A 20771-nucleotide genomic window follows, 5' to 3' on the forward strand; every position below is an offset into this window, starting at 1 on the left:
GGTTTGTCGAAACAATGTTCAGTTTTCAAAGGTCTACCAAGCTATCAGAAGCAAGTGCTCCGTGACAACTTTTAAAGTATATCATGCTGATAAAATCATGTCAACTTCTTTTTAAACATCTTTTTGAATAAATATAGATGTTTTGGTGAAGAAGTGAATAAATATTCTCAACAACGTTTACTACTATATCAAGAATCTCACAGACCGTCAAGCCTTTTTTTCAATTACTTGATTTGCAATCAATTGCCGGGCAAACCATGTTTGTTTCCGTTAATTGACAACAGAAAATAGTTTACCAATTTCTATTGTCAGGGTCAAGGGAAAAATGAATATTTACTGAAATTATTTGCGTACGCATCACCTTAACTACAAAAAAGGTAATGCAACAGCAAAGTTACCGCCATTACATTACCTTTTTCCTACTTTAATTCTGGTGCATCCGTCTTATATGTGGTTTCTTTCCCCTTGTTCTTCACTAAAGCACTCGTCTTTTCCTTCTTTTCCGCCTCAGCTAGTTTCTCCATAGCCGGCTTGTACTTGTAGGTAAAGGATGACTTATCAACTTTGGTAAAGTCCTTGGGCGTATAGAATCGTAACAAGTCTCCATAAATCACTCGATCAGAAAGTGACAATTCCGTTGTGACATGGTTTTGCATTTTATCCACTGTCTTCTTCTGTGCTGTCGTTAACGACAGTGCCTTGCCAGTCCTGGTATCATAAACTGTCCCCCCAATTTTCGCATAGGTTGGTGAGATAAAGTTCCCATTCCGGAACGCAACGGTTTGATTGCGGTTCTTCGCTAGCAAGTCCTGTCCGAACTGAATTGTGTCCGTATTCTTCACGCCCAACAGATCCAATAACGTTGGTAAGACATCAATTTCACCACCATACGTATGATTGATGCCCCCCTTGAGACCTGCCGCATGAATCATGAACGGAACCTTCTGGAATTGAGCCAAATCAAAGTTCGTGACTTTGCTCTTCCCCAACAGTTGGGCAATTGCTGGTCGGTGATTATTTGAAATACCATAATGGTCCCCATATGCAACAATCATACTATTCTTGTAGAGACCCGCTTTTTTGAGATACGTCATAAACTCCCCAAAAGCCTGATCCAAATAGTGTGCCGTCTGTACATAAGGATCAACGGTCTTATCACCAGTCTTAGTTGCCGGAAAGTCAGTATTCTTCTTATCTAATTCATAAGGATAGTGATTGGTTAACGTAATCAACTTAGCATAGAACGGTTGAGGTAACTGCTCAATATACTTGGCTGATTGTTTGAAGAAAATCTTATCTTTAAGGCCATAGCCAACTGAATAACCGGATTTTTCGGTGTAGTAACTGGAGCTAAAGAAGTATTGATAGCCCCATGACTTATACGTGTTATCACGGTTCCAGAAACTAGGCACATCCCCATGAAACGCCGCTGTTGTATAACCTGCTTGCTGACTCAAAATAGCTGGTGCCGCTTGGAACGTGTTTTGTGTCCCGTAAGTCGTCATTGCTGACCCTTGGGGTAACCCAAAGAGTGAGTTCTCTAACATCATTTCGGCATCTGACGTCTTCCCTTGGGCTACTTGATTATAAAAGTTATCAAATGACAAGGTATTCTGATTATGATAAAACTTATTCAGATTAGGGGTTACCTCTTTGCCATTAACCTTATAGTCAATTAGAAACTGCTGGAAGCTCTCCAAATGAATGACAAAGACGTTTTTTCCTTTTTCTTTTCCATAATAAGAAACATTTGGGCTAACACGGTTCTGTTTGAGGTACTTCAACACACTCTTCATATCACTAGCATTAGCACTTGCCCGTGTGGCGCTTTCCTTTTGCGTCTGATAAGCATTAAACGCGGCATACTCATTCAAGCCTAAGTATTTAACGATATAGTTATTATCAAACGTCCGGGTCAACAAGCCAGACCGATCGGCATTAGCCATCCCAAATTCGGCAAACATCAAGCCAAACGATAGTACCGTGATTGAAAAGGCGTACCGTCGCTTAAACGGCCGGGCATCAATCCGGATAACGTGTGTCACCAACAGAATAATTAAAACAATAATATCTACATACACAAAGAAATCATAAGCATGCGTAATCTGCGCTAAACTCTTACCTAAGTTATTCCCCACATCGCTGGAACCTTTCATAATCCCAAACGACAAGAAATCTGAAAATTCACGATAATATAGGACGTTGGCAAAGATCCAGGTTGATTCCAACACATTGATGATCATCATCAACCAATAGGCCAATCGACCACGGAAGTATAACGCAATCCCAAATACCAGTAACGCAGCCGGTAACGGATTTATCAGCAGCAAGAATTGCTGCACACTGCCCTTCGCTCCTAATGTAAATTCGGTTTGATAGGCAATATACGTTTTTACCCAGAATAAACCAATCGTTAACAGGAAAAAGCCCATTCGGGTATTTACCCAACTCATCCTTCGCTTAAAAAAGTTCGCCATGCGACTGCCTCCACAAAATAATTAACATCCCTAAAGTATAGCTGATATCAGCTGGTAATCAATCTGATTACTGAACCTTTGAAAAAATTCAATCTTTCGTCGAAAAAAAAACAAAACTATGTCACCCATAGTTTTGTTAGTTATCCGTCAGTAAATCAAACAATTCGATTGCCACTAAGTCGATGTTATCAAACTCAAATGTCGTTTCCGGATTATGTTCAGTTAGCGTGTACGTATGTGTTGCTTGGTTGAAGACAACCAATGCTTGTTCCACGCCTTCTTTTTCAAAACGACGGGGTTGTGGCTCGTCAGTTGCATCTTCTTGCATCGCCTTTAAGCGATTGATGATGCCAATCAATTGAGATTCTTCCATGGTTGGTCCCCTTTCTAGCTTTCAACTATGATTTTACCAAACTTGTGCGCTGTTGGCACGCCTTAATCCAGAAAATCTTATTCATTTCCTGAATTAGGCTCTTCAACTACCTTATCTGGACGAATGACCATCGCCACTAGGCCAGCCAACATCCCCAGGTAATACGTTAAGAGTCGCCAGAGTATCATGGCCAACACTAACTTACTGTTTGAGGAAATGTAGCTCTTAAAGATCATCTCAAAACTGTATTCTGCACCACCAGAGCCCCCCGGAATTGGGAACAGTGAGATGACCATCACAATCAGAATGTGTAAACAGGTGACCATCACAATGTTCGCTGTGGTGTACCCCAGTGCCAGCATAATAAAATACGGAATTAAGTAATAAAACATCAGCTGAAAAAACGTGATGACAAAAACCCGTAGCATTAGCTTCCACTGACCACTAATCCGGACACTCTCTGCATAAAACGAGTCAATTTTTTCGTTAATGTTGGCTTCCATTCGATCAAAGCGCTCAGCCTTTATGAACCACCGTACTGGCTTCAAAATAACGGCCACAGCTTTTTTGGTAAAGGCGTGCCAAAACATTACCATCAACAGGCCGACAATCACGGCCAAATGGATGCTAAATCCAAACACAACTAACCAGACTAATGCGTGTAATTTATCTTGAATCTGATTGAAACCAATCACTAACGCAAACAAAAAATTGATAACAATCATTGATTGATACACAACAAATTTCATCAGTAAGACCGAACTGGCTTTACCAGCATCAACCCCCGTTTGCATCAAGGCAATTAACTGTGCCGGTTGACCGCCAGAAGAAAACGGCGTAATACCATTGAACAATTGTTCTACCATTGGAATTCGGATAGCATCTTTAAATGTAAACCCCTGAATTCGATCTGAGATAAACACTTTAACAATCCACGCTTCTAATCCCAAATACATCACCATACATAAGATGGCAACGCCAAACCACCAAAAGTTAATGTGTACAAAATCACTGACCAAGACGGAAAACTTGATGTCTCGCAGCGAGTAGGTAAAAATCGCAATGCCTAAAAGAAACATTAACGCCAATACCCATTTATTTCGTCGTGACATGCAGTTACCCCTCTTTTGCCTGTTGCGTATAAAATTCTCGCCAAATCTGCGTCAGATGTTCCTCCGAGTACCGATCCGCCGCTGCCAAGCTTTGCTGCCGCCAGTGAGCCAGTGCCTGTGGATCCACCGCTAAATGATGCAGCTGTTCATCCATCTCAGCATAATCCTTAGCGGGTTGATAATCTCCCGCAATAATGGCTTGGTACAAGTCGAGATCCCGCAACAAAACGGGGGTCCCTGTACTAAAGGCCTCAAGCACTGACATCGGGAACAATTCGTTGAACGACGGCAATAGAAATAGATCAGCCAAATTATAGTAATCAACTAGCTTATCCCGATCAACGATCCCGGGAAAGCTCAAGTTAGCTGGCGGATCATCAACGACCTTCTTAAGTTCAGCATAGCCGTCCGTCATCCGGCCAAATGAAAAGCCACCAGCCCAAATGAATTGATAGCTGGGATTATTTCGGGCTAATTTAATGAAATCAAACAATCCCTTGCGCTCTTGAATCTGTCCGATACCTAGAATCGTAAATCGATCAGTCGCATACCCATATTGTTGCCGTAAGGCCTGCTTTTGCTCAGCAGTTACTGGATAAAATTCGTCTCGACTCACAAAATTAGGAATATACGTCACCCGTTCGGCCGGGATTCCTGCAGCAACAAGCTTCGGAATAAACGTCGGGTTCACCACAACAATGTGGTCCATCCGCCGATAGAAAGCCAACACATAGCCGTAAAAAATTGACCGGAATGGCTGAGGAATTTTAAGACTTCCCTCAAGGGTCTCCGGTAGAAAGTGAACATACCCAATCTTACGACCGCGGTGCGGCAGAAAAGTAGATAAGTAATAAGAAAAGTTAATCGTATGGTAGTGCGTGATGTCTACTCGCCGGTATCGATTGACCGACACATCAAACTCTTGGTTCAAGTGAGTCTTCAGCAAATTCATCAGTTCATTGTACGCACTCCCCACGCCCTGACCCTTAACAGAATCAGCTGCAGAAAACATGTTGATTTTTAACATTCAATAACTCCCTTAATCCGTAAAGTCTGGGGTGTCTTCGTGCGACTCTTCATAGCTGACCTGCGCATCTTGATAGAATTCAATAATGTGCTGACCAAATGTATCCGCGGAAATTTCCGCCAATTTCTGTGCTAAAAGGTCTGGATCTTGCTCGTCATCCCCATGAAGCAAGTAATCCACCACGTTTTCAACCAATTCATCTTGTGTCGTGAAAGTCACACCTAACGTGCGGCTAGATAATAATTCATCTGTATATGGACTAGTCATGACCACAATTTTGGTCCCCGCAGCCATCGCTTCGATGTAGGTCAACCCTTGTGATTCAGAATCTGACGATGACAGAAAAACATTGGCCATGTGATAGTAGCGAAAGACCTCATCATTATCAATCTCACCCGTAAAAGTGATATGGTCCATTAACTGCGCATCTTTTGCCTGTTGCTCCAAATCTTCTCGCGCCGGGCCATCCCCCACAATTAACAATTGTGCGGTCGGTACCTGCGCTAGAATCCGGGGCAAAGCTGCAATACTTGCCTTAATATTCTTCTCATAGGCTAAACGACTTAACGACAAAATCACCGGCGTATCCGGTTGATAACCCAATTTTTTGCGTAAGTCTGCCGTATCTGGTTGCTCATACTGATGCAAATTAACCCCGGTTGGAATCACTCGAATCGGTGTCTTAACCCCATAATCCGTCAGGGTGGTTAAAACCCGATCACTAGGGGCAACCACCCCGCTCAGATGATAGCAAAAGGCTAATGTCCCCTGTTTAACGTGAACCGGCTTCAAAATTTTCCCATTAGCCACATAATGTAGATAGTCTTCATACATTGTATGGTACGTATGTAGACAGGGAATTTCCAGGTTACGCGCAACGAACTTACCAATCCACCCCATTGAAAACTCAGTTTGGGTATGAACCACGTCCAAATTTAATTCTTTGGCAATCTGATAAGCCTGAAATAATCCCCGAACGGCGATCCGCCGATCCGTAAAGGACACAAACGGAATGCTGGAGAATCGAAAGACATTCCGTTCATACACGTTGCGTTCCACGTGAGGATCCGTTGTGGTAAAAATATAAACTTGGTGTCCTTGCTTTTCCAGCTGATCCCGTAGCGTTTTAATCGATGTCGCTACCCCACTTACTTGAGGGAAATAGGTATCTGTAAATATGCCAATGTTCATTGCCAATCCCCCTTGCGTCTTGTGTTTGGCTAAAATAGTTTGGCGTTTCGCTTTGTACAATCATCACAATTATATGGGTTTGCCTAAGTGATTGCAAACCACAACCAAAAACCCTGATTATAAAAAAAGACGTTTGACATGCCCTTAGTCATCAGGTCATGCAAACGTCCCATCATCATTTCAACTACCGTACGTCCAGAATCCCTGGTACAGTAGCCTGAACCATTGTAATCACTTCTTGGCTTGTACTCGTTGAATTGAGCACTGTATCCGCCAATGACTGTAGTTCATGAACATTTAAAGTTCCCATAAGTTGCCGGGTTTTTAAAATCGATCCGGCTCCCATTGAAAACTCATCTAACCCTATTCCCAATAAGATTGGTACCGCAATTGGATCTCCAGCCATCTCGCCACACATTGCCACCGGAATTCCAGCAGCATGGCCCGCGCGAACGATGCGATCCACCAGCCTTAAGACAGCCGGATGGTACGGCTGATAGAGATAGGCAACATCTTGGTTGGTGCGGTCAGCAGCCATGGCATATCCGATTAAGTCATTGGTACCAATGCTCATGAAGTCTACCTCCTGAGCGAACCGATCGGCTAACATCGCCGCGGCTGGTACCTCAACCATCATCCCAACGTCAATCTTTCCCATCGGAACCTGAGCGGTTGTCAATTTCGATCGTTCATCATCATAGATGGCTTTGGCCTGACGAAATTCATCTAAGGTGGCAATCATCGGAAACATAATTCGCAAATGACCATACGCCGACGCTCGAATTAACGCGCGCAACTGACTCCGAAATAATGGTTGATGGGCTAAACTCTGACGAATAGCCCGTTCACCCATAAATGGATTTGCTTCTAGTGCCTGGTGCAAGTAAGGTAGCGGCTTATCACCGCCAATATCCAACGTCCGAATCACAACTGGCCGTGGTGCTAACGCCGACACAACCTGACGATAGATGGCGAATTGCTCATCTTCTGTAGGGACACGCTCCGCGTCCATATACAGAAATTCCGTACGCATCAGCCCGACTGCCTCTGCACCATTATCAAGTACACTAGGAATATCATTAGCGGTACCCATGTTGGCAGCCAACGTCACACCTATCCCATCCTTAGTGACCGTTTGATGGTGACGTAGCTTGGCCAGCCGCACACGATTAGCTTGCCGATCTGCCATGGCTTGCTTGGCCGTTGCGATTTCCGTAGCAGTGGGTTCACTAATGACACTCCCTGTTGTCCCATTAATAATAACCATCTCATCGGTCGCTAAATCAGCCGTGGCCGTCTGGGTGCCAACAACCGCTGGAATATTCAGTGAGCGGGCCAGAATTGATGAATGTGACGTCCGCCCACCAAGATCCGTGACAAAACCGAGGATGTACTTGGCATCAACCGAAACTGTATCACTCGGAATTAAATCATGGGTTACCACAATCACTGGCCGATCTAGCAATGCCAGATCGGGTAACTTGATGCCCAATAAGTGGGCCGTTACTCGTTTACTAATGTCATGCAAGTCAGTGATCCGCTCTTGCATATATGGATTATCCGTTAATTTCGCCAATGAGGCACCATAATCGGTGACCACCGTTGCTAGCGCTGCCTCGGCGTTACACCGCTGCCGAGCTATCTCATCTTCAACTGATTTAATGAATTCCGGGTCCTGGAGCATGGCAATATGGGCACTAAAAACCTGGGCACTATCAGCGCCCAGGTTTTTAGTTGCACGAGTTTTAATCGTCTCAACTTCGGAGACGGCTGCTTCAAGGGCCTGATGGAATCGATTTAATTCGTGATCAAGATTAGTGACTGACCGTTTGGTGATAGATAGATCCGGTTCGCTGTAGCGAAATACATGACCGCAAACAACCCCATCACTAGCGGCAATTCCCTTGAGCATCGCTCTCATTAGTCAGATAAACCCTCTTTTTTCAATGTTTCAGCTACAGCATTCATAGCGTCGGCTTCGTCATCACCATCAGTTGTGATCGTGATTTCAGCATTTTGGCCAACACCTAATGACATAACGCCCATGATAGACTTCAAGTTCACGGACTTGTCTTGGTATTGCAAGCTAACTTCTGAGTTAAACTTGCTAGCAGCCTGTACTAATAACGTAGCGGGACGTGCATGGATACCTGTTTCTGCAGTAACATGAAATTCGCGTTTTTCCATAATTGATCGATCTCCTTTAAGCTTAGGTTGACTTCTTTTTGAGCATCACTCGCGTTGACCTTGCGCATTGGTCAAACAACCATTCCACGAGCAACGCCTACTCTCTAAGAATATCAATCTCGCCACTAAATTACAAGCATTCATGAACCGCTTACATCAAAAAAACACTATTCACCATCATTTCCCGTATCTTGATCGTAGTGGTAAATCAATGTTCCCCCTTTTTCAGCCTGACCAATCACGCGTTTACGCGTGTCGAAAGCCATGAATGCTTTTTGAAAGGCTGGAAACTCTTCCGGTGTGACTTCAAACTGCTCAATTTTCTGATCTTTAAGCTGGTTCATCAATGCCGTAAAATCTTTTGTCACAATGTCATCTCCTTTTTTCAGTTCTTCCATATTTTACGGGGAAACACACCAAGCGTCAAAATATTTGAAAATTTAATGAAATCTAACAATGATTTTAGCATTCTATTGACGAGAGTGCTAGAATGAAGGCGTTCGCTGGAAATGCCCCAGTTGACGGCGTTTTTCGTGCAAGCTAAATACTTGCACCCAGAAATCAACGCGGTATAATGTGGTCAATGGTCAAGAAAGGTCAAGCCTTTCATCGACAGACCTGCGTGGGGTAACCCACGATAATTCCAGGCATGAAAGGAGACGACAAAATGCTATGTCAAAATTGCCACCGCAATGAAGCAACCATTCACCTTTACATGAGCGTGAACGGACAGCGGCAACAAGTTGACCTATGCCAAAATTGTTATCAATTGCTAAAACAGCAGCAAAACAACTCTGGAAATGGAGGTGGCCGTATGGCACAAGATCCATTTGGTTTCGGTAACTTAGATGATATCTTCCGCGCAATGCAAAACGGAAGCCACGATCAAGCTGACTACCGACAACCTAATGCACAACCAGGCCAGCCAACCCAACCAACGGGTAACCAAGGTGGTAATGGCAACGGCCTGCTTAGTCAATACGGGTTGAACCTAACCCAGTTGGCTAAAGACGGTAAAATTGATCCGGTTATCGGCCGGGACAAGGAAACAGCACAAGTCATTGAAATTTTGAACCGACGCACCAAGAACAATCCGGTTTTGATCGGTGAAGCCGGGGTTGGTAAAACGGCGGTCGTCGAAGGCTTAGCAGAACGGATCGTTGAAGGTAACGTTCCCGAAAAGCTAACCAACAAGCAAATTATTCGGCTAGATGTCGTATCCTTGGTTCAAGGAACCGGGATTCGGGGTCAGTTCGAGCAACGCATGCAACAATTAATGAAAGAAGTCCAGTCCAATCCGGATATCATCCTCTTTATTGATGAAATTCATGAGATTATGGGTGCTGGTAACGCTGAAGGCGGCATGGACGCCGGTAACGTTTTGAAGCCAGCGCTGGCTCGTGGCGACTTCCAATTAATTGGGGCAACGACTTTAAATGAATACAGAGATATTGAAAAGGATCAAGCCCTTGCTCGGCGATTCCAACCGGTAACGGTGGATGAACCTAGTGCCGATGAAGCCATCAAGATTTTACAAGGCATTCAAAAGAAGTACGAAGATTACCATCACGTTCATTACACTGATGACGCCATTGAGGCTGCCGTTCGGTTATCTGATCGGTATATCCAGGATCGTTATCTTCCTGATAAGGCCATTGATCTCTTGGATGAAGCCGGTTCTCGTAAGAACTTAACCATTAACGTGGCCGATCCCAAAGCGATTGATGAAAAGATTCAAGCCGCTGAACAGCAAAAGCAAGCCGCTTTGAAGCAGGAAGACTACGAGAAGGCCGCTTACTACCGCGACCAAGTCTCCAAGTTGGAAAAGTCCAAAGAATCCGCTGCTAATGCTGACCAGAACCAATCAGCTGAAGTCACTGTCAAAGACATGCAAGACATTGTTGAAGAAAAGACAGCGATCCCAGTTGGTGAGTTGCAGGCCAAGGAACAACATCAGCTGAAGAGTTTAGCAAGTGACCTCGAAAAACACGTCATTGGCCAAAACGAAGCTGTTGATAAGGTTGCTCGGGCAATCCGGCGAAATCGAATTGGTTTAAATGGTACTGGACGTCCGATCGGGTCTTTCCTATTTGTCGGCCCAACCGGTGTTGGTAAGACCGAGTTAGCTAAGCAGTTAGCCAATGAGCTCTTTGGCTCTCAAGAAGCCATGATTCGGTTTGACATGTCCGAATATATGGAACCACATTCAATTTCTAAATTGATTGGTTCACCGCCTGGCTACGTTGGGTATGAAGAAGCCGGTCAATTGACTGAACAAGTTCGTCGGCATCCGTATACGTTAGTCCTTCTCGATGAAATCGAAAAGGCGCATCCAGACGTGATGAACATGTTCTTGCAAATCCTAGATGATGGTCGTCTAACCGACTCACAAGGTCGAACCGTATCCTTCAAAGATACACTAATCATTATGACCAGTAATGCCGGTACCGGTGACGCTGAAGCTAATGTTGGCTTCGGGGCTGCCGCTGAGGGAACCACCCACTCCGTCTTGGGTAACTTGACCAATTACTTTAAGCCAGAATTCTTAAACCGTTTCGACGATATCATCGAATTCAACGCTTTGAGTAAGGAAAACCTCATGCATATTGTTGATTTAATGATTGACGATGTGAATACCATGTTGGCAGGACAAGGTCTGCATATCCACGTCACAGAACCTGTTGAAGATCAATTGGTTACTAAGGGCTATAATCCAGCAATGGGTGCTCGACCACTTCGACGTGTCATTCAAGAGGAAATCGAAGATCGTATTGCCGACTTCTACTTGGATCATGCCGATGTCAAGAACCTCGTCGCTAAGATTGAAGATGGCAAGATTGTTTTAGCTGCTGATACGGCAACTAATAAATCAACTTCTGAAAAATCAGATTCTTCTCAAGCGTAATTAAATTGATAAAAACACGATGATCGTCACTGATCATCGTGTTTTTGTGTCTTGTCGCTATCGCCTGACTTAAAAAGAGTCTGCCGCTGATTCTTAGAATGCGGTATACTAGGTTTTAAAGGAAACTTCAGGAGGTGACACGGAATGGCTTTTTTTGACTGGTTACGACGCATGATTGAACCCACACGGCAGACTCGCCCGCAACACAATCGTCGGCGAGCAACGCCCCCTACAAAACCAGCATCACCAGCCCCCATTCCTGCCCCATCGGATCCATCCCCTGAGCCATCGGTCCGTCTGATAGCTCAACCAACACCCACTAAACAGATCGATACTAGTCAGCTACCAACCGCGACTTTAGTTGTCCGGCTAGTGGACGAACGTGATCGGCCCTTGCAACCGGCACTGGTTCTGACGGGACCACTACACGGTCCCGTCCACTTACGCTTTCCTGAAATTCCAGGATATGCACTTCAAGACATTCACGGATTTACTCAGGAATATTTAAGTCGCTACAGTCTGACTTCTTTAGTCTACGTTCGTCAATGGGGCCAACCCATTATTGCTTATTTGGTTGACTACGATACTAACCGCTTATTGACGTTGCCACAAATTCACCGTGGCCGATTGGGTCAGGCCTTCAACCTCACACCACCAGCCATGGCCAATTACCACATTTTTCAAGCGCAGGGCAGCCAACGAGGGGCTTTTTCTGACCAAACTGGTCAGATTGTTTATTATTATCGCCGAAATTCCTGGCAGACCGTTCAACGCGTCAACCAATATGTCCTTTTAGATACCGACCATGCCGTTTTTGATGAACCCAACGGCCGCAAATACGGGTACCAATTTCCAGCCCACTCGCTTTGGCGCCTCTTCATCGTTATTACCCTCACTAATGGTGATGTTTGGTACAATTTGGGTGGAGAACAGTGGTTAATCGCGCAAGAGACCACACGTCGTGAACATCCACTGGCCAATCTTGCTTTACCACAACCGCCGACTTGGCACCCACAGTCATTTGACCGCTTAGGTAGCGTCGATTATGTTCCAGGAAAAGCCGTCACTTGCTACCAAGCACCTTATGGTGAAGTAGCTGGGACGCTTGAGCATGGTGCCCCACTAGACATTCGTGGTCGTATCGTGGACGATCAACACCTGGTTTGGTATCAAATCGGGCCGAAAATGTATATTAACGCTCGCTATGTCCGCTTGGTTAAAACTGATACACTTTAAACAGGCAAAAGCTCCCACTAGACAGTCTAGTAGGAGCTTTTTTAATGGATTAATCGATTTCAGTCGTTAAAGGTTGGGCACTTCGTCGTTGCCAACGCTTAGCAATTTCTAAAATAATCGTTGGGATAAACATCGCAGGGATGACAATGAGCCAAGCAATGGCGGGCATTGTCACCAGCCCAAACATTCCTTGAAGACCCGGAATCGTGGCGATTGCGATTACCACCGCAATCGCAATGAGCATCGCCCCATTTAGTACCGGGTTACGCTTGAGACTCGCTAAGGTGAGCGGTTGTCGGTCTTTAATCGCATAGATATCGATCATCGAGCCGACTGCCAATACTAGGAAGACCATGGTCATACCCAACGTGGTCTGTCCAGCTGTCAGTCCGAAACGGCCAATGGCATAGATTCCCAGCGTTAAGATCGTAAAGGTCACTGCTCGTATTGCCAATCGGCCGCCCAGGCCCCGGGCAAACAAACTTTCATCATTGGATACTGGTGGTTGGGCCATCGCTTCTTTTTCTCCTGGTTCCCGGCTAATGTAGAAGCCTGGAATACCATCAGCAAGAACGTTAATTAGTAGTAGTTGTTCTGCAAGCAATGGTGCCCCCCATCCCATCAGGACAGCTCCAACCATTAAGAAAATTTGGGCAAAGTTAACGCCGACCAAGAATTCAACGGCTTTCAAGATATTTTGATAAACGGTCCGGCCTTCACGTACCGCCGCGATGATTGTGGCAAAATTATCATCTGTCAACACCATGTCGGCCGCACCTTTGGACACTTCCGTTCCCGTAATCCCCATGGCAATCCCGACATCTGCGGCTTTCAGAGCGGGAGCATCATTCACCCCATCTCCGGTCATGGCGACCGTTTTCCCTGCTTGTTGCCAAGCCTGTACAATTCGAATCTTATCAGTCGGTGACACACGGGCATAAACGGCAATATCTTCAATTTGGGCTGCCAATTCAGCATCGGACAACGTTCGAAGTTCATCACCAGACATCACTAGTTGCCCCGGTGTTAATAGCCCAATTTCCTTCGCAATCGCTGAAGCCGTGACCATGTGATCACCCGTAATCATGACCGGCTTAATCCCAGCACGTTTAGCCTCTCTAATTGCCGGAATCACTTCTGGCCGCGGTGGATCAATGATTCCCACCAAACCAGCAAATGTGAGATCCTTCGTCAAATCAGTCCAGTCCTGTGTAGCCGCCGTCGGTAGTACCTTATAGCCCACCGACAATACCCGCAGTGCTTGGCGACCAAATTCATCATGAACGCGTTTAGCCGCAGCTGCCTGATCACTCGTCCAGCTAATTGGTAATCGATCAAAGGCCCCTTTCACAATCACCAGTTGTTGGCCATCTGCTAATTGATGAATTGTTGCCATCGTCTTTTTGGTCGAGTCAAACGGATCTTCCGCAACTCGGGGAGCCGTTTTTTCAAACTGTTGTCGACTAAAACCATGGGCATCTAGCCAGCGCACAATAGCCAACTCTGTCGGATCACCATGCGTTTCCTCTTGACCATTCACCAGCTGAATCTCAGCGTTTGTCGCCAAACCTAAATACCGCATCAAGTCTTTACCAGCCGAATCTAGTTGATCGGCCGGCATTGCTTGCTTGGCAGTTGGCGTCCAATAGTGGGTGATCGTCATTTGATTTTGTGTTAATGTTCCCGTCTTATCGGAGGCAATCACATCAACGCCACCAATGGTTTCCACGGCATTTACCCGGCGCATAATTGCGTTGCGTTTTGCCATTCGCTTAACACCGTGTGCTAGACTAATGGTCACAATAATGGGAAGCGTTTCTGGTACGGCCGCCACGGCTAATGAGATTCCAATCATCAGGCTATCTGCTAAGCCTTGATTTTGCATCCAAATACTGAGGCCAAAGATCACGAGCCCTCCCAATACGGCAAAGGTGGTTAACCAACCCGACAGGCGATTGAGCCGGCCTTGTAATGGGGTGGCCCGCTTCTTTGTCTTGTTCAGCAATCCGGCAATTTGCCCCAATTCCGTTGCCATTCCGGTGGTGGTCACTTGGACGACCGCGGTCCCAGCTGTCACTGCCGTTCCAGAAAAAACCTGTTGTTCGGTTGCCACGGCCGACTGATCACTCAACTTAGTCTTGGCGACTGGTACACTTTCACCAGTCAAAACGGCTTCATCAATAGCTAAGTTGGTGCTCTCAAGGACGACACCATCGGCCGGAACCTGGTCACCAGCCTTTAGTAAGACCAAATCACCAGGAACCACTTCTTTAGCCGCCAGTGTTTGGGCCACTCCATCTTGGCGGACAGTGGTTGTTGGCAAGCTCATCGATTGTAAGGCAGCTAAAGCTTTCTCTGCTGAGGCTTCCTGATACAACCCAATGATTACGTTGATCACCAGAATCGCCCCAATAACTACTGGCTTCGTCCAGCCACCCCCCTGAGCAAGCGCCATATAGCTGGCCAAGCCCACGGCAAATAACAAGACCATCGATGAAACATCACTCAAATGGCGGATAACTTGCCGCCATAAAGCTGGCTTTTTAGCGGCGACTAATTCATTAGCGCCTACCTGTTCTAATTGCTGCTTCGCTTGTTGTGCTGTTAAACCTGCTTGGTCTGTCAGCACAATCTTCGTCATCTCTTTTCTCTTCATGATAGCGTCCTCCGTTATCGCGTAAATAAATAATTCCGTCTATTACTATATTCTTATTATTACGAAAAGTTTTGTATAGACTACGGCCAAAGTGTGAAGATTTTTTGAAAATTAAATATCCCATTTATCATAAACAGTCCTAACCACTAGTCCCTCAAAACGAGAGTGGGATAAAAGGCGGTTAGCTGGCGCCCGTTTTGGCACCCAATATTTGGTAACGCAAAACGAGCCCGAGACTTCTGTCCCCGGCTCGTTGTAAGACGATAAAGCTGCCAGCTAATCCTTATAAATTTTTATCCATGTTGAACGTTAGCTTAGAGAGGGTTAGCCCTTTTTCAATCAACTCATTCGTAAATTGCGTTGTCGACTGCCGCATTGCAGCAACAATTTGGTGATTTTGGGTCGTCAAATAGGCGGTCAGCTCATCTCCCGTCAACGCCGCAGCATCGGCTAAGGTTTTAGCCACGTGCGTCCGCAGTTGTTGTTTGGTGGCGGTTAAGTAATCAGTGTCTTGTTCGATAAAATGACTGTAATGTGATTCAACAATCATTGACAACTTCCGGTACATCCAGTAAGCGCTCTGATCATCCAAGCGAACGGGTGTATCACTGTAAGTTGGGTCAGTATCCGTTACATTTGCAAAGAATGGGACGTATGGACTGAATGCTGGTACCCCAAAACACAACCAAAAGATTGCCGAACGGTCAGCCGGAACATCATTGCGCAACTGTAAGACATGGGAGTTTTGTGTCCGGTTCATTGAGATTGGTCGGAACTTCAATCGATCTGCTTCAGCACCCTGACCAAAGGGATCATACTTCGTTTCATTGTAGTGTGAGCTTAAAATATACTCAACGTCTTCGACACTAATCTTATGACTAGTCCGACAGATAAACGGTAAATCACTAGATTGCGGATCTTGTTCGATCTCTGGATTCAAATAACGTTGCCCAAACCAAACTCGTGGCGTGTTATAGTGTCGATCCTTTTCGGTATCCGTTCCAAAAATATGCCGGAAGTTCCAGCCAGCTTGGTCCGGATTCAAGTGATTCTCAGTAACGAAGTCTTGAATCCCATCAGAAAACATAAAGTTATCGGGATCATCAAAACTCACCTGTTGAATAGCAACTTGATTAGCTGTAATGGCATAGGCATCATCGGGAATTCGTTGGGCAACCCAATGGTGTCCGGTGACAATCTCCATATACCACACTTCATCATGATCGGAGAATAACACACCATTGCCTTCTGGCGATCCGTATTGCTTAATCAACTGTCCCAGATAACGGACACCATCACGAGCAGAGTTGATGTATGGCAAGACCATCGTCTGCAATGAGTCTTCCGCCAGCCCATTTTGAACTAGTGGATCAATCGCTAAAGCAGCTGGATTGCCATAGACACTCTCGGTCGCGCTCATCGCCACGTTCTTTTCATTAAAGCCACTTTCCGCGTAGACCCCTTCTTTATCAACTTCAACGTTAGGAGTTGCTAAATACCGATACCCGTCGCTCGGAATTGGCGCTGTAAATCCATTTTGATTAGACACCCACGTCCGCTTAGGCTGATTTTTTTCGGCTGGATGCACGTAAAATCGCTGTGGCGTTAAGGGTAAAAACGTGTCATCATTACGGGCAATCATCGTTGACCCATCAACTGACGCCTGCTTACCTACTAATACCGACGTACAAGCCGACAGATGCTTGGCTACTTTCATACATTGACCACTCCTTATTATAAGTACATCCCACAGTGTACCGCTTTTCTTCGGGTAAAACTAGCCGATCCAATTTTAACGGTTCTAGCAAAAATGTGACACTTTTTCAAAAGTGTTGACTTTTTCGCTGAATTGTTTAAAATAAAGTTGTAATCAATTGAAATGTTTTTTATTTGCAGTGCTTTGTGAAAATCATCTCAATAAAATTTGTTTTGGGAGGCAACATTATGAAAGTCACAGTTGTTGGTTGTACACATGCCGGAACCTTTGCGATTAAACAAATCTTGGCCGAACACCCTGATGCCGAAGTGACCGTCTACGAACGTAACGATGTCATTTCATTTCTCTCTTGTGGAATCGCCCTTTACCTGGGGGGAAAAGTCGCTGATCCGCAAGGCCTCTTTTATTCAAGTCCTGAAGAACTCCAAAAATTAGGCGCTAATGTCCAAATGAATCACAATGTTTTAGCGATCGATCCTGATCAAAAGACAGTGACCGTTGAGGACTTAACCAGTCATGCACAAACGACTGAGTCATACGATAAACTAGTCATGACGTCTGGTTCTTGGCCAATTGTCCCCAAGATTCCGGGCATCGATAGCGATCGCGTTAAGCTCTGCAAAAACTGGGCACATGCGCAAGCTCTAATCGAAGATGCTAAGGAAGCCAAGCGGATTACCGTTATTGGTGCCGGCTATATTGGTGCTGAACTAGCAGAAGCCTACTCCACTACTGGTCATGACGTAACCTTAATTGATGCGATGGACCGGGTTATGCCCAAGTACTTTGATGCTGATTTTACGGATGTCATTGAACAAGATTATCGGGATCACGGTGTCCAACTTGCCTTAAGTGAAACGGTTGAAAGCTTTACTGATAGTGCAACTGGGTTGACCATTAAGACTGATAAGAACAGCTATGAAACGGATCTCGCTATTTTATGCATTGGCTTTAGACCAAATACCGACCTGCTGAAAGGCAAAGTCGATATGGCACCAAACGGCGCGATTATTACGGATGACTACATGCGTTCTTCTAACCCTGATATTTTCGCCGCTGGTGACAGTGCTGCTGTGCACTACAACCCAACCCATCAGAATGCTTACATTCCCTTAGCAACTAACGCGGTGCGTCAAGGTATCCTAGTCGGTAAAAACCTAGTTAAGCCGACCGTCAAGTATATGGGAACACAATCATCTTCTGGTTTGGCACTCTATGATCGGACGATCGTCTCAACTGGTTTAACGCTAGCAGCTGCAAAACAACAAGGGGTGAACGCTGAACAAGTGATTGTTGAAGATAATTATCGCCCAGAGTTTATGCCGTCAACTGAACCCGTTTTGATGTCATTAGTCTTTGACCCCGACACACACCGGATCTTAGGTGGTGCGTTAATGAGTAAATACGATGTTTCACAATCGGCCAACACCCTTTCTGTTTGCATCCAAAACGAAAATACAATTGATGACTTAGCGATGGTTGATATGCTCTTCCAGCCTAACTTTGATCGACCATTCAACTACCTAAACATCTTAGCGCAAGCTGCTCAGGCAAAGGTTGCCCAATCAGTTAACGCTTAACTTGAGTTACAACTACTTCTATAATTAAGCAATTTGAATCGCAATTAAAGAGGTCTTCCCACGAAATTCAACGTTCGTGAGAAGGCCTCTTATTTTTTTCTATACGCGGTCGTCTAGTAGGATTTGCCGCTATGGCGTATCGTTTAGTGTCCAAGTCAACTGACTTTGATATTGACCGCTCACACTGGCACTGCCGACGTCCAACAATAAACCAGTCTCGTCTTGCCAATCACTCACAATATCTTTTTCATCATCGTTACTCGTTGATTGTCCACTGGCAATATTCATCGGGGTTGTCGTCACCGCCGTTTTTCCTGTGTCATCGTGGAAGTACAGGCCACCGGCCAATTGTCGCCCATCTTTGGTTGTAAACGCGGTCGCACTGACTTGTAAGGTCCAAGTTGCCCCAGCCGTTCGCGTGTCCAAGACGTTAACTTGCCAATCATTCCCCCGCTTCACCTGTTGTTGGCTTCCCGTTAAGGTTGTGCTTTGAAATGAACTGGCTTCAGCCACACCATTGAAGAGCACTTGCCCCGTTAACGTAATCGTCACCTTCAATGGGTTAGACTCATTACCGTACGGATCAGCCACCGTAATGATCAACGTATTGTCTCCTGCCGTTAATTGATTCGGCTTAACGGTGTAATCAAACCGACCGCTTTCGTTGTCATCACTCTCTGGTATCTTAAAGTCTGCTTGGGCCCGTCCATTTAGCGTTGATTTAACCGTGATATCTGTATTCTTCAAGTTGGTACTGTCTGGCACAACGACACTTCCCTTAACTGTCACATCTCCATCATCGGCAGAAAATGTGGTCCCATTCAAAGAAGCTAATAAAACTTCTTGGGTTGGATTAAGGGTAAAATCGACTGTCGAGGCGGTTTCAACCCCATTAACCGCGGTAAATGTACTCGTTAAACCCGTTACAGAAGCTGGTTCCGTGACTTCATCCGCTGTCCCCGTAAAAGAAATTGTTGCTGTCTGATTACTACTAGAAAGGGCCTTAGCTAGCTTTACGGTTAATTGTCGCTCGCTATCAAGACCACTCAGATCCACCGCCGTGCTCGTCCCGTCAGCATACGTAATGGTACCCTTAGTAAAGCTCAACTTGCTGGGAAGCTTTAATTGCGCAACAACATCCTTCCATTCCTGTTTACCGCCCTCATAAGATAATCGATAGTCTAGTCGGACCTTGTCTCCGCCCTTAACGGTGCCATCATTATCCACCACTTTATTCTGCGTAATGTCAGTCAAAGTCGCATTAGCATCCACATCAACCAGTCCGGGAACCTCCTCAAAGATCACCAGATTGTTTTCGTAGCTATCGCCCGTGGCGCCAGTGAACCCCCATCGAACTTGTCCCGTATTATTTGGATCAATCTTGGTTGTATCTAACGTCACATGCGCACTCTTCCCAGTTTGCTTTTTACCCGTGATTGGGTCTTTGTCATCAAACGTATACGTCATCTGTTTGGTACTAGCCTGCCAGTCGATTGTCAGGTGATGCCAAGCACCGTTTGACAACATGGTGTAATCACCCGCGATGGTTCCGGCATGGATCTGTGTCGCATAGTACCCGGTGTTTAACAATGTCGATGTTCGTACCATCTCATAGGTACTCACCTCACCCGGATAGTTACTGGCAATGTGGGGCCCATTAATGCCTACATCAAACGAATCGGCATTTCCTGTATTGCTGTAACTAGTCGACGTATTTAAATGCGTGTCGAATTCTAACGCCCAGCTATTTTGAATCGCCGTACTGGCTAGCTTATCCGGTGTTGTTTGCTTCTTATCAGTATCCACACCCCAAACGCCTAACGTTTCCCCCGCAACCGTCTTACCATAGGTCGGCGTTGCCGCTAGTCCCCGTGTATCATTTTGGAAAACCAGTGCCATGCCATCGGCTGCTTTCTTTCCCGTATTGCCAAAGTACATCCACATAGAACTCTTCATATTCTTGGTCAGATCAAAATGATTGTCGGTTGTTGACCACAATGCACCAAATTGTTTTTTGCCATTATTAACCTTAGCTGCTTGCGTGCCTGTAATATTAGGATTAGTCGTATTCACAATCGATGCTTGGTTATTACTAGTTGTGCCTGGAACAAAGATATTATCCAGCGAAATACCTTGAGGAGCGTTTTTTAATGCCTGATCATAATCCGCATCCGCACTAGCAACCATCCCCGTCGCTAAAACAGTTCCCAGTCCGAGAACCGTTAGCACCCACTTCAAATATGTCATATTTTTCCGCTCCTCTCGCTCTATTTAACGGATTAATCAATTAGTTACAAATCCATTAAACTG

14 protein-coding genes are annotated in these 20771 nt (G+C 45.4%); 3 read left to right on the forward strand and 11 right to left on the reverse strand.

Annotated features, from left to right (window positions below; all coding sequences use genetic code 11):
• Positions 1 to 419 precede the first annotated feature (419 nt).
• The 8 genes from FC61_RS03300 to FC61_RS03335 form a co-directional block, all read right to left on the reverse strand.
• On the reverse strand, positions 420 to 2477 hold the full coding sequence (locus FC61_RS03300; protein ID WP_021742776.1) for an LTA synthase family protein: 2058 nt from the start codon (positions 2475 to 2477) through the stop codon (positions 420 to 422).
• A 136-nt stretch (positions 2478 to 2613) separates the two neighbouring features.
• Positions 2614 to 2850 carry a YkuJ family protein gene (locus tag FC61_RS03305; RefSeq protein ID WP_011668252.1) on the reverse strand — a complete coding sequence of 79 codons (237 nt, stop codon included), beginning with the start codon at positions 2848 to 2850 and terminating at the stop codon, positions 2614 to 2616.
• 77 nt (positions 2851 to 2927) lie between these two features.
• Positions 2928 to 3962, reverse strand: a complete 1035-nt coding sequence (locus tag FC61_RS03310; RefSeq protein ID WP_024526641.1) for a lysylphosphatidylglycerol synthase transmembrane domain-containing protein — start codon at positions 3960 to 3962, stop codon at positions 2928 to 2930.
• A 4-nt stretch (positions 3963 to 3966) separates the two neighbouring features.
• Complete coding sequence (locus FC61_RS03315) at positions 3967 to 4989, reverse strand: glycosyltransferase family 4 protein (protein WP_021742774.1); 1023 nt, start codon at positions 4987 to 4989, stop codon at positions 3967 to 3969.
• A gap of 12 nt (positions 4990 to 5001) precedes the next feature.
• The gene (locus FC61_RS03320) at positions 5002 to 6180 is read right to left on the reverse strand and encodes a glycosyltransferase family 4 protein (RefSeq protein ID WP_011668255.1); all 1179 of its coding nucleotides are present in this window, start codon (positions 6178 to 6180) and stop codon (positions 5002 to 5004) included.
• Between the two features lie 184 nt (positions 6181 to 6364).
• Complete coding sequence (gene ptsP / locus FC61_RS03325; RefSeq protein ID WP_021742773.1) at positions 6365 to 8101, reverse strand: phosphoenolpyruvate--protein phosphotransferase; 1737 nt, start codon at positions 8099 to 8101, stop codon at positions 6365 to 6367.
• Positions 8101 to 8367: a phosphocarrier protein HPr gene (locus FC61_RS03330; protein ID WP_011668257.1), complete on the reverse strand. Its 267-nt coding sequence runs from the start codon at positions 8365 to 8367 to the stop codon at positions 8101 to 8103. Before FC61_RS03330 ends, ptsP begins: the two co-directional genes overlap by 1 nt.
• A 167-nt stretch (positions 8368 to 8534) precedes the next feature.
• Positions 8535 to 8735 carry a hypothetical protein gene (locus tag FC61_RS03335; RefSeq protein ID WP_011668258.1) on the reverse strand — a complete coding sequence of 67 codons (201 nt, stop codon included), beginning with the start codon at positions 8733 to 8735 and terminating at the stop codon, positions 8535 to 8537.
• A gap of 299 nt (positions 8736 to 9034) precedes the next feature.
• Between FC61_RS03335 and FC61_RS03340 the strand changes: the two genes are divergently transcribed.
• Positions 9035 to 11272, forward strand: a complete 2238-nt coding sequence (locus FC61_RS03340; RefSeq protein WP_035465044.1) for an ATP-dependent Clp protease ATP-binding subunit — start codon at positions 9035 to 9037, stop codon at positions 11270 to 11272.
• A 144-nt stretch (positions 11273 to 11416) separates the two neighbouring features.
• Positions 11417 to 12508, forward strand: coding sequence for a MucBP domain-containing protein (locus tag FC61_RS03345; protein WP_021742771.1), 1092 nt, complete (start codon positions 11417 to 11419; stop codon positions 12506 to 12508).
• A gap of 49 nt (positions 12509 to 12557) precedes the next feature.
• On the opposite strand, the gene FC61_RS03350 is transcribed toward FC61_RS03345, so the two are convergent.
• Together FC61_RS03350 and FC61_RS03355 are read right to left on the reverse strand one after the other, a co-directional pair.
• Positions 12558 to 15164, reverse strand: coding sequence for a cation-translocating P-type ATPase (locus FC61_RS03350; protein WP_021742770.1), 2607 nt, complete (start codon positions 15162 to 15164; stop codon positions 12558 to 12560).
• A 283-nt stretch (positions 15165 to 15447) separates the two neighbouring features.
• A complete protein-coding gene (locus tag FC61_RS03355) occupies positions 15448 to 16881 on the reverse strand; it encodes a C69 family dipeptidase (protein WP_021742769.1) in 1434 nt (477 codons plus the stop codon).
• A 227-nt stretch (positions 16882 to 17108) separates the two neighbouring features.
• Between FC61_RS03355 and FC61_RS03360 the strand changes: the two genes are divergently transcribed.
• Positions 17109 to 18461, forward strand: coding sequence for an FAD-dependent oxidoreductase (locus FC61_RS03360; protein WP_035465043.1), 1353 nt, complete (start codon positions 17109 to 17111; stop codon positions 18459 to 18461).
• Between the two features lie 129 nt (positions 18462 to 18590).
• Here FC61_RS03360 and FC61_RS03365 read toward each other — a convergent pair whose 3' ends face one another.
• Positions 18591 to 20708 carry an L-type lectin family protein gene (locus FC61_RS03365; protein ID WP_021742767.1) on the reverse strand — a complete coding sequence of 706 codons (2118 nt, stop codon included), beginning with the start codon at positions 20706 to 20708 and terminating at the stop codon, positions 18591 to 18593.
• Positions 20709 to 20771: the final 63 nt, after the last annotated feature.

The organism is Levilactobacillus brevis ATCC 14869 = DSM 20054, assembly GCF_001433855.1.
GTDB classification, from domain to species: domain Bacteria; phylum Bacillota; class Bacilli; order Lactobacillales; family Lactobacillaceae; genus Levilactobacillus; species Levilactobacillus brevis.

Excerpts from the sequence above, each read along its gene's own strand:
- FC61_RS03310 (WP_024526641.1), bottom strand. The coding sequence starts at position 3,962 with ATGTCACGACGAAATAAATGGGTATTGGCGTTAATGTTTCTTTTAGGC.
- FC61_RS03330 (WP_011668257.1), bottom strand. The coding sequence starts at position 8,367 with ATGGAAAAACGCGAATTTCATGTTACTGCAGAAACAGGTATCCATGCA.
- FC61_RS03360 (WP_035465043.1), top strand. The coding sequence starts at position 17,109 with ATGAAAGTCACAGTTGTTGGTTGTACACATGCCGGAACCTTTGCGATT.
- FC61_RS03340 (WP_035465044.1), top strand. The coding sequence starts at position 9,035 with ATGCTATGTCAAAATTGCCACCGCAATGAAGCAACCATTCACCTTTAC.
- FC61_RS03345 (WP_021742771.1), top strand. The coding sequence starts at position 11,417 with ATGGCTTTTTTTGACTGGTTACGACGCATGATTGAACCCACACGGCAG.
- FC61_RS03355 (WP_021742769.1), bottom strand. The coding sequence starts at position 16,881 with ATGAAAGTAGCCAAGCATCTGTCGGCTTGTACGTCGGTATTAGTAGGT.
- FC61_RS03305 (WP_011668252.1), bottom strand. The coding sequence starts at position 2,850 with ATGGAAGAATCTCAATTGATTGGCATCATCAATCGCTTAAAGGCGATG.
- ptsP (WP_021742773.1), bottom strand. The coding sequence starts at position 8,101 with ATGAGAGCGATGCTCAAGGGAATTGCCGCTAGTGATGGGGTTGTTTGC.
- FC61_RS03365 (WP_021742767.1), bottom strand. The coding sequence starts at position 20,708 with ATGACATATTTGAAGTGGGTGCTAACGGTTCTCGGACTGGGAACTGTT.
- FC61_RS03315 (WP_021742774.1), bottom strand. The coding sequence starts at position 4,989 with ATGTTAAAAATCAACATGTTTTCTGCAGCTGATTCTGTTAAGGGTCAG.
- FC61_RS03300 (WP_021742776.1), bottom strand. The coding sequence starts at position 2,477 with ATGGCGAACTTTTTTAAGCGAAGGATGAGTTGGGTAAATACCCGAATG.
- FC61_RS03320 (WP_011668255.1), bottom strand. The coding sequence starts at position 6,180 with ATGAACATTGGCATATTTACAGATACCTATTTCCCTCAAGTAAGTGGG.
- FC61_RS03350 (WP_021742770.1), bottom strand. The coding sequence starts at position 15,164 with ATGAAGAGAAAAGAGATGACGAAGATTGTGCTGACAGACCAAGCAGGT.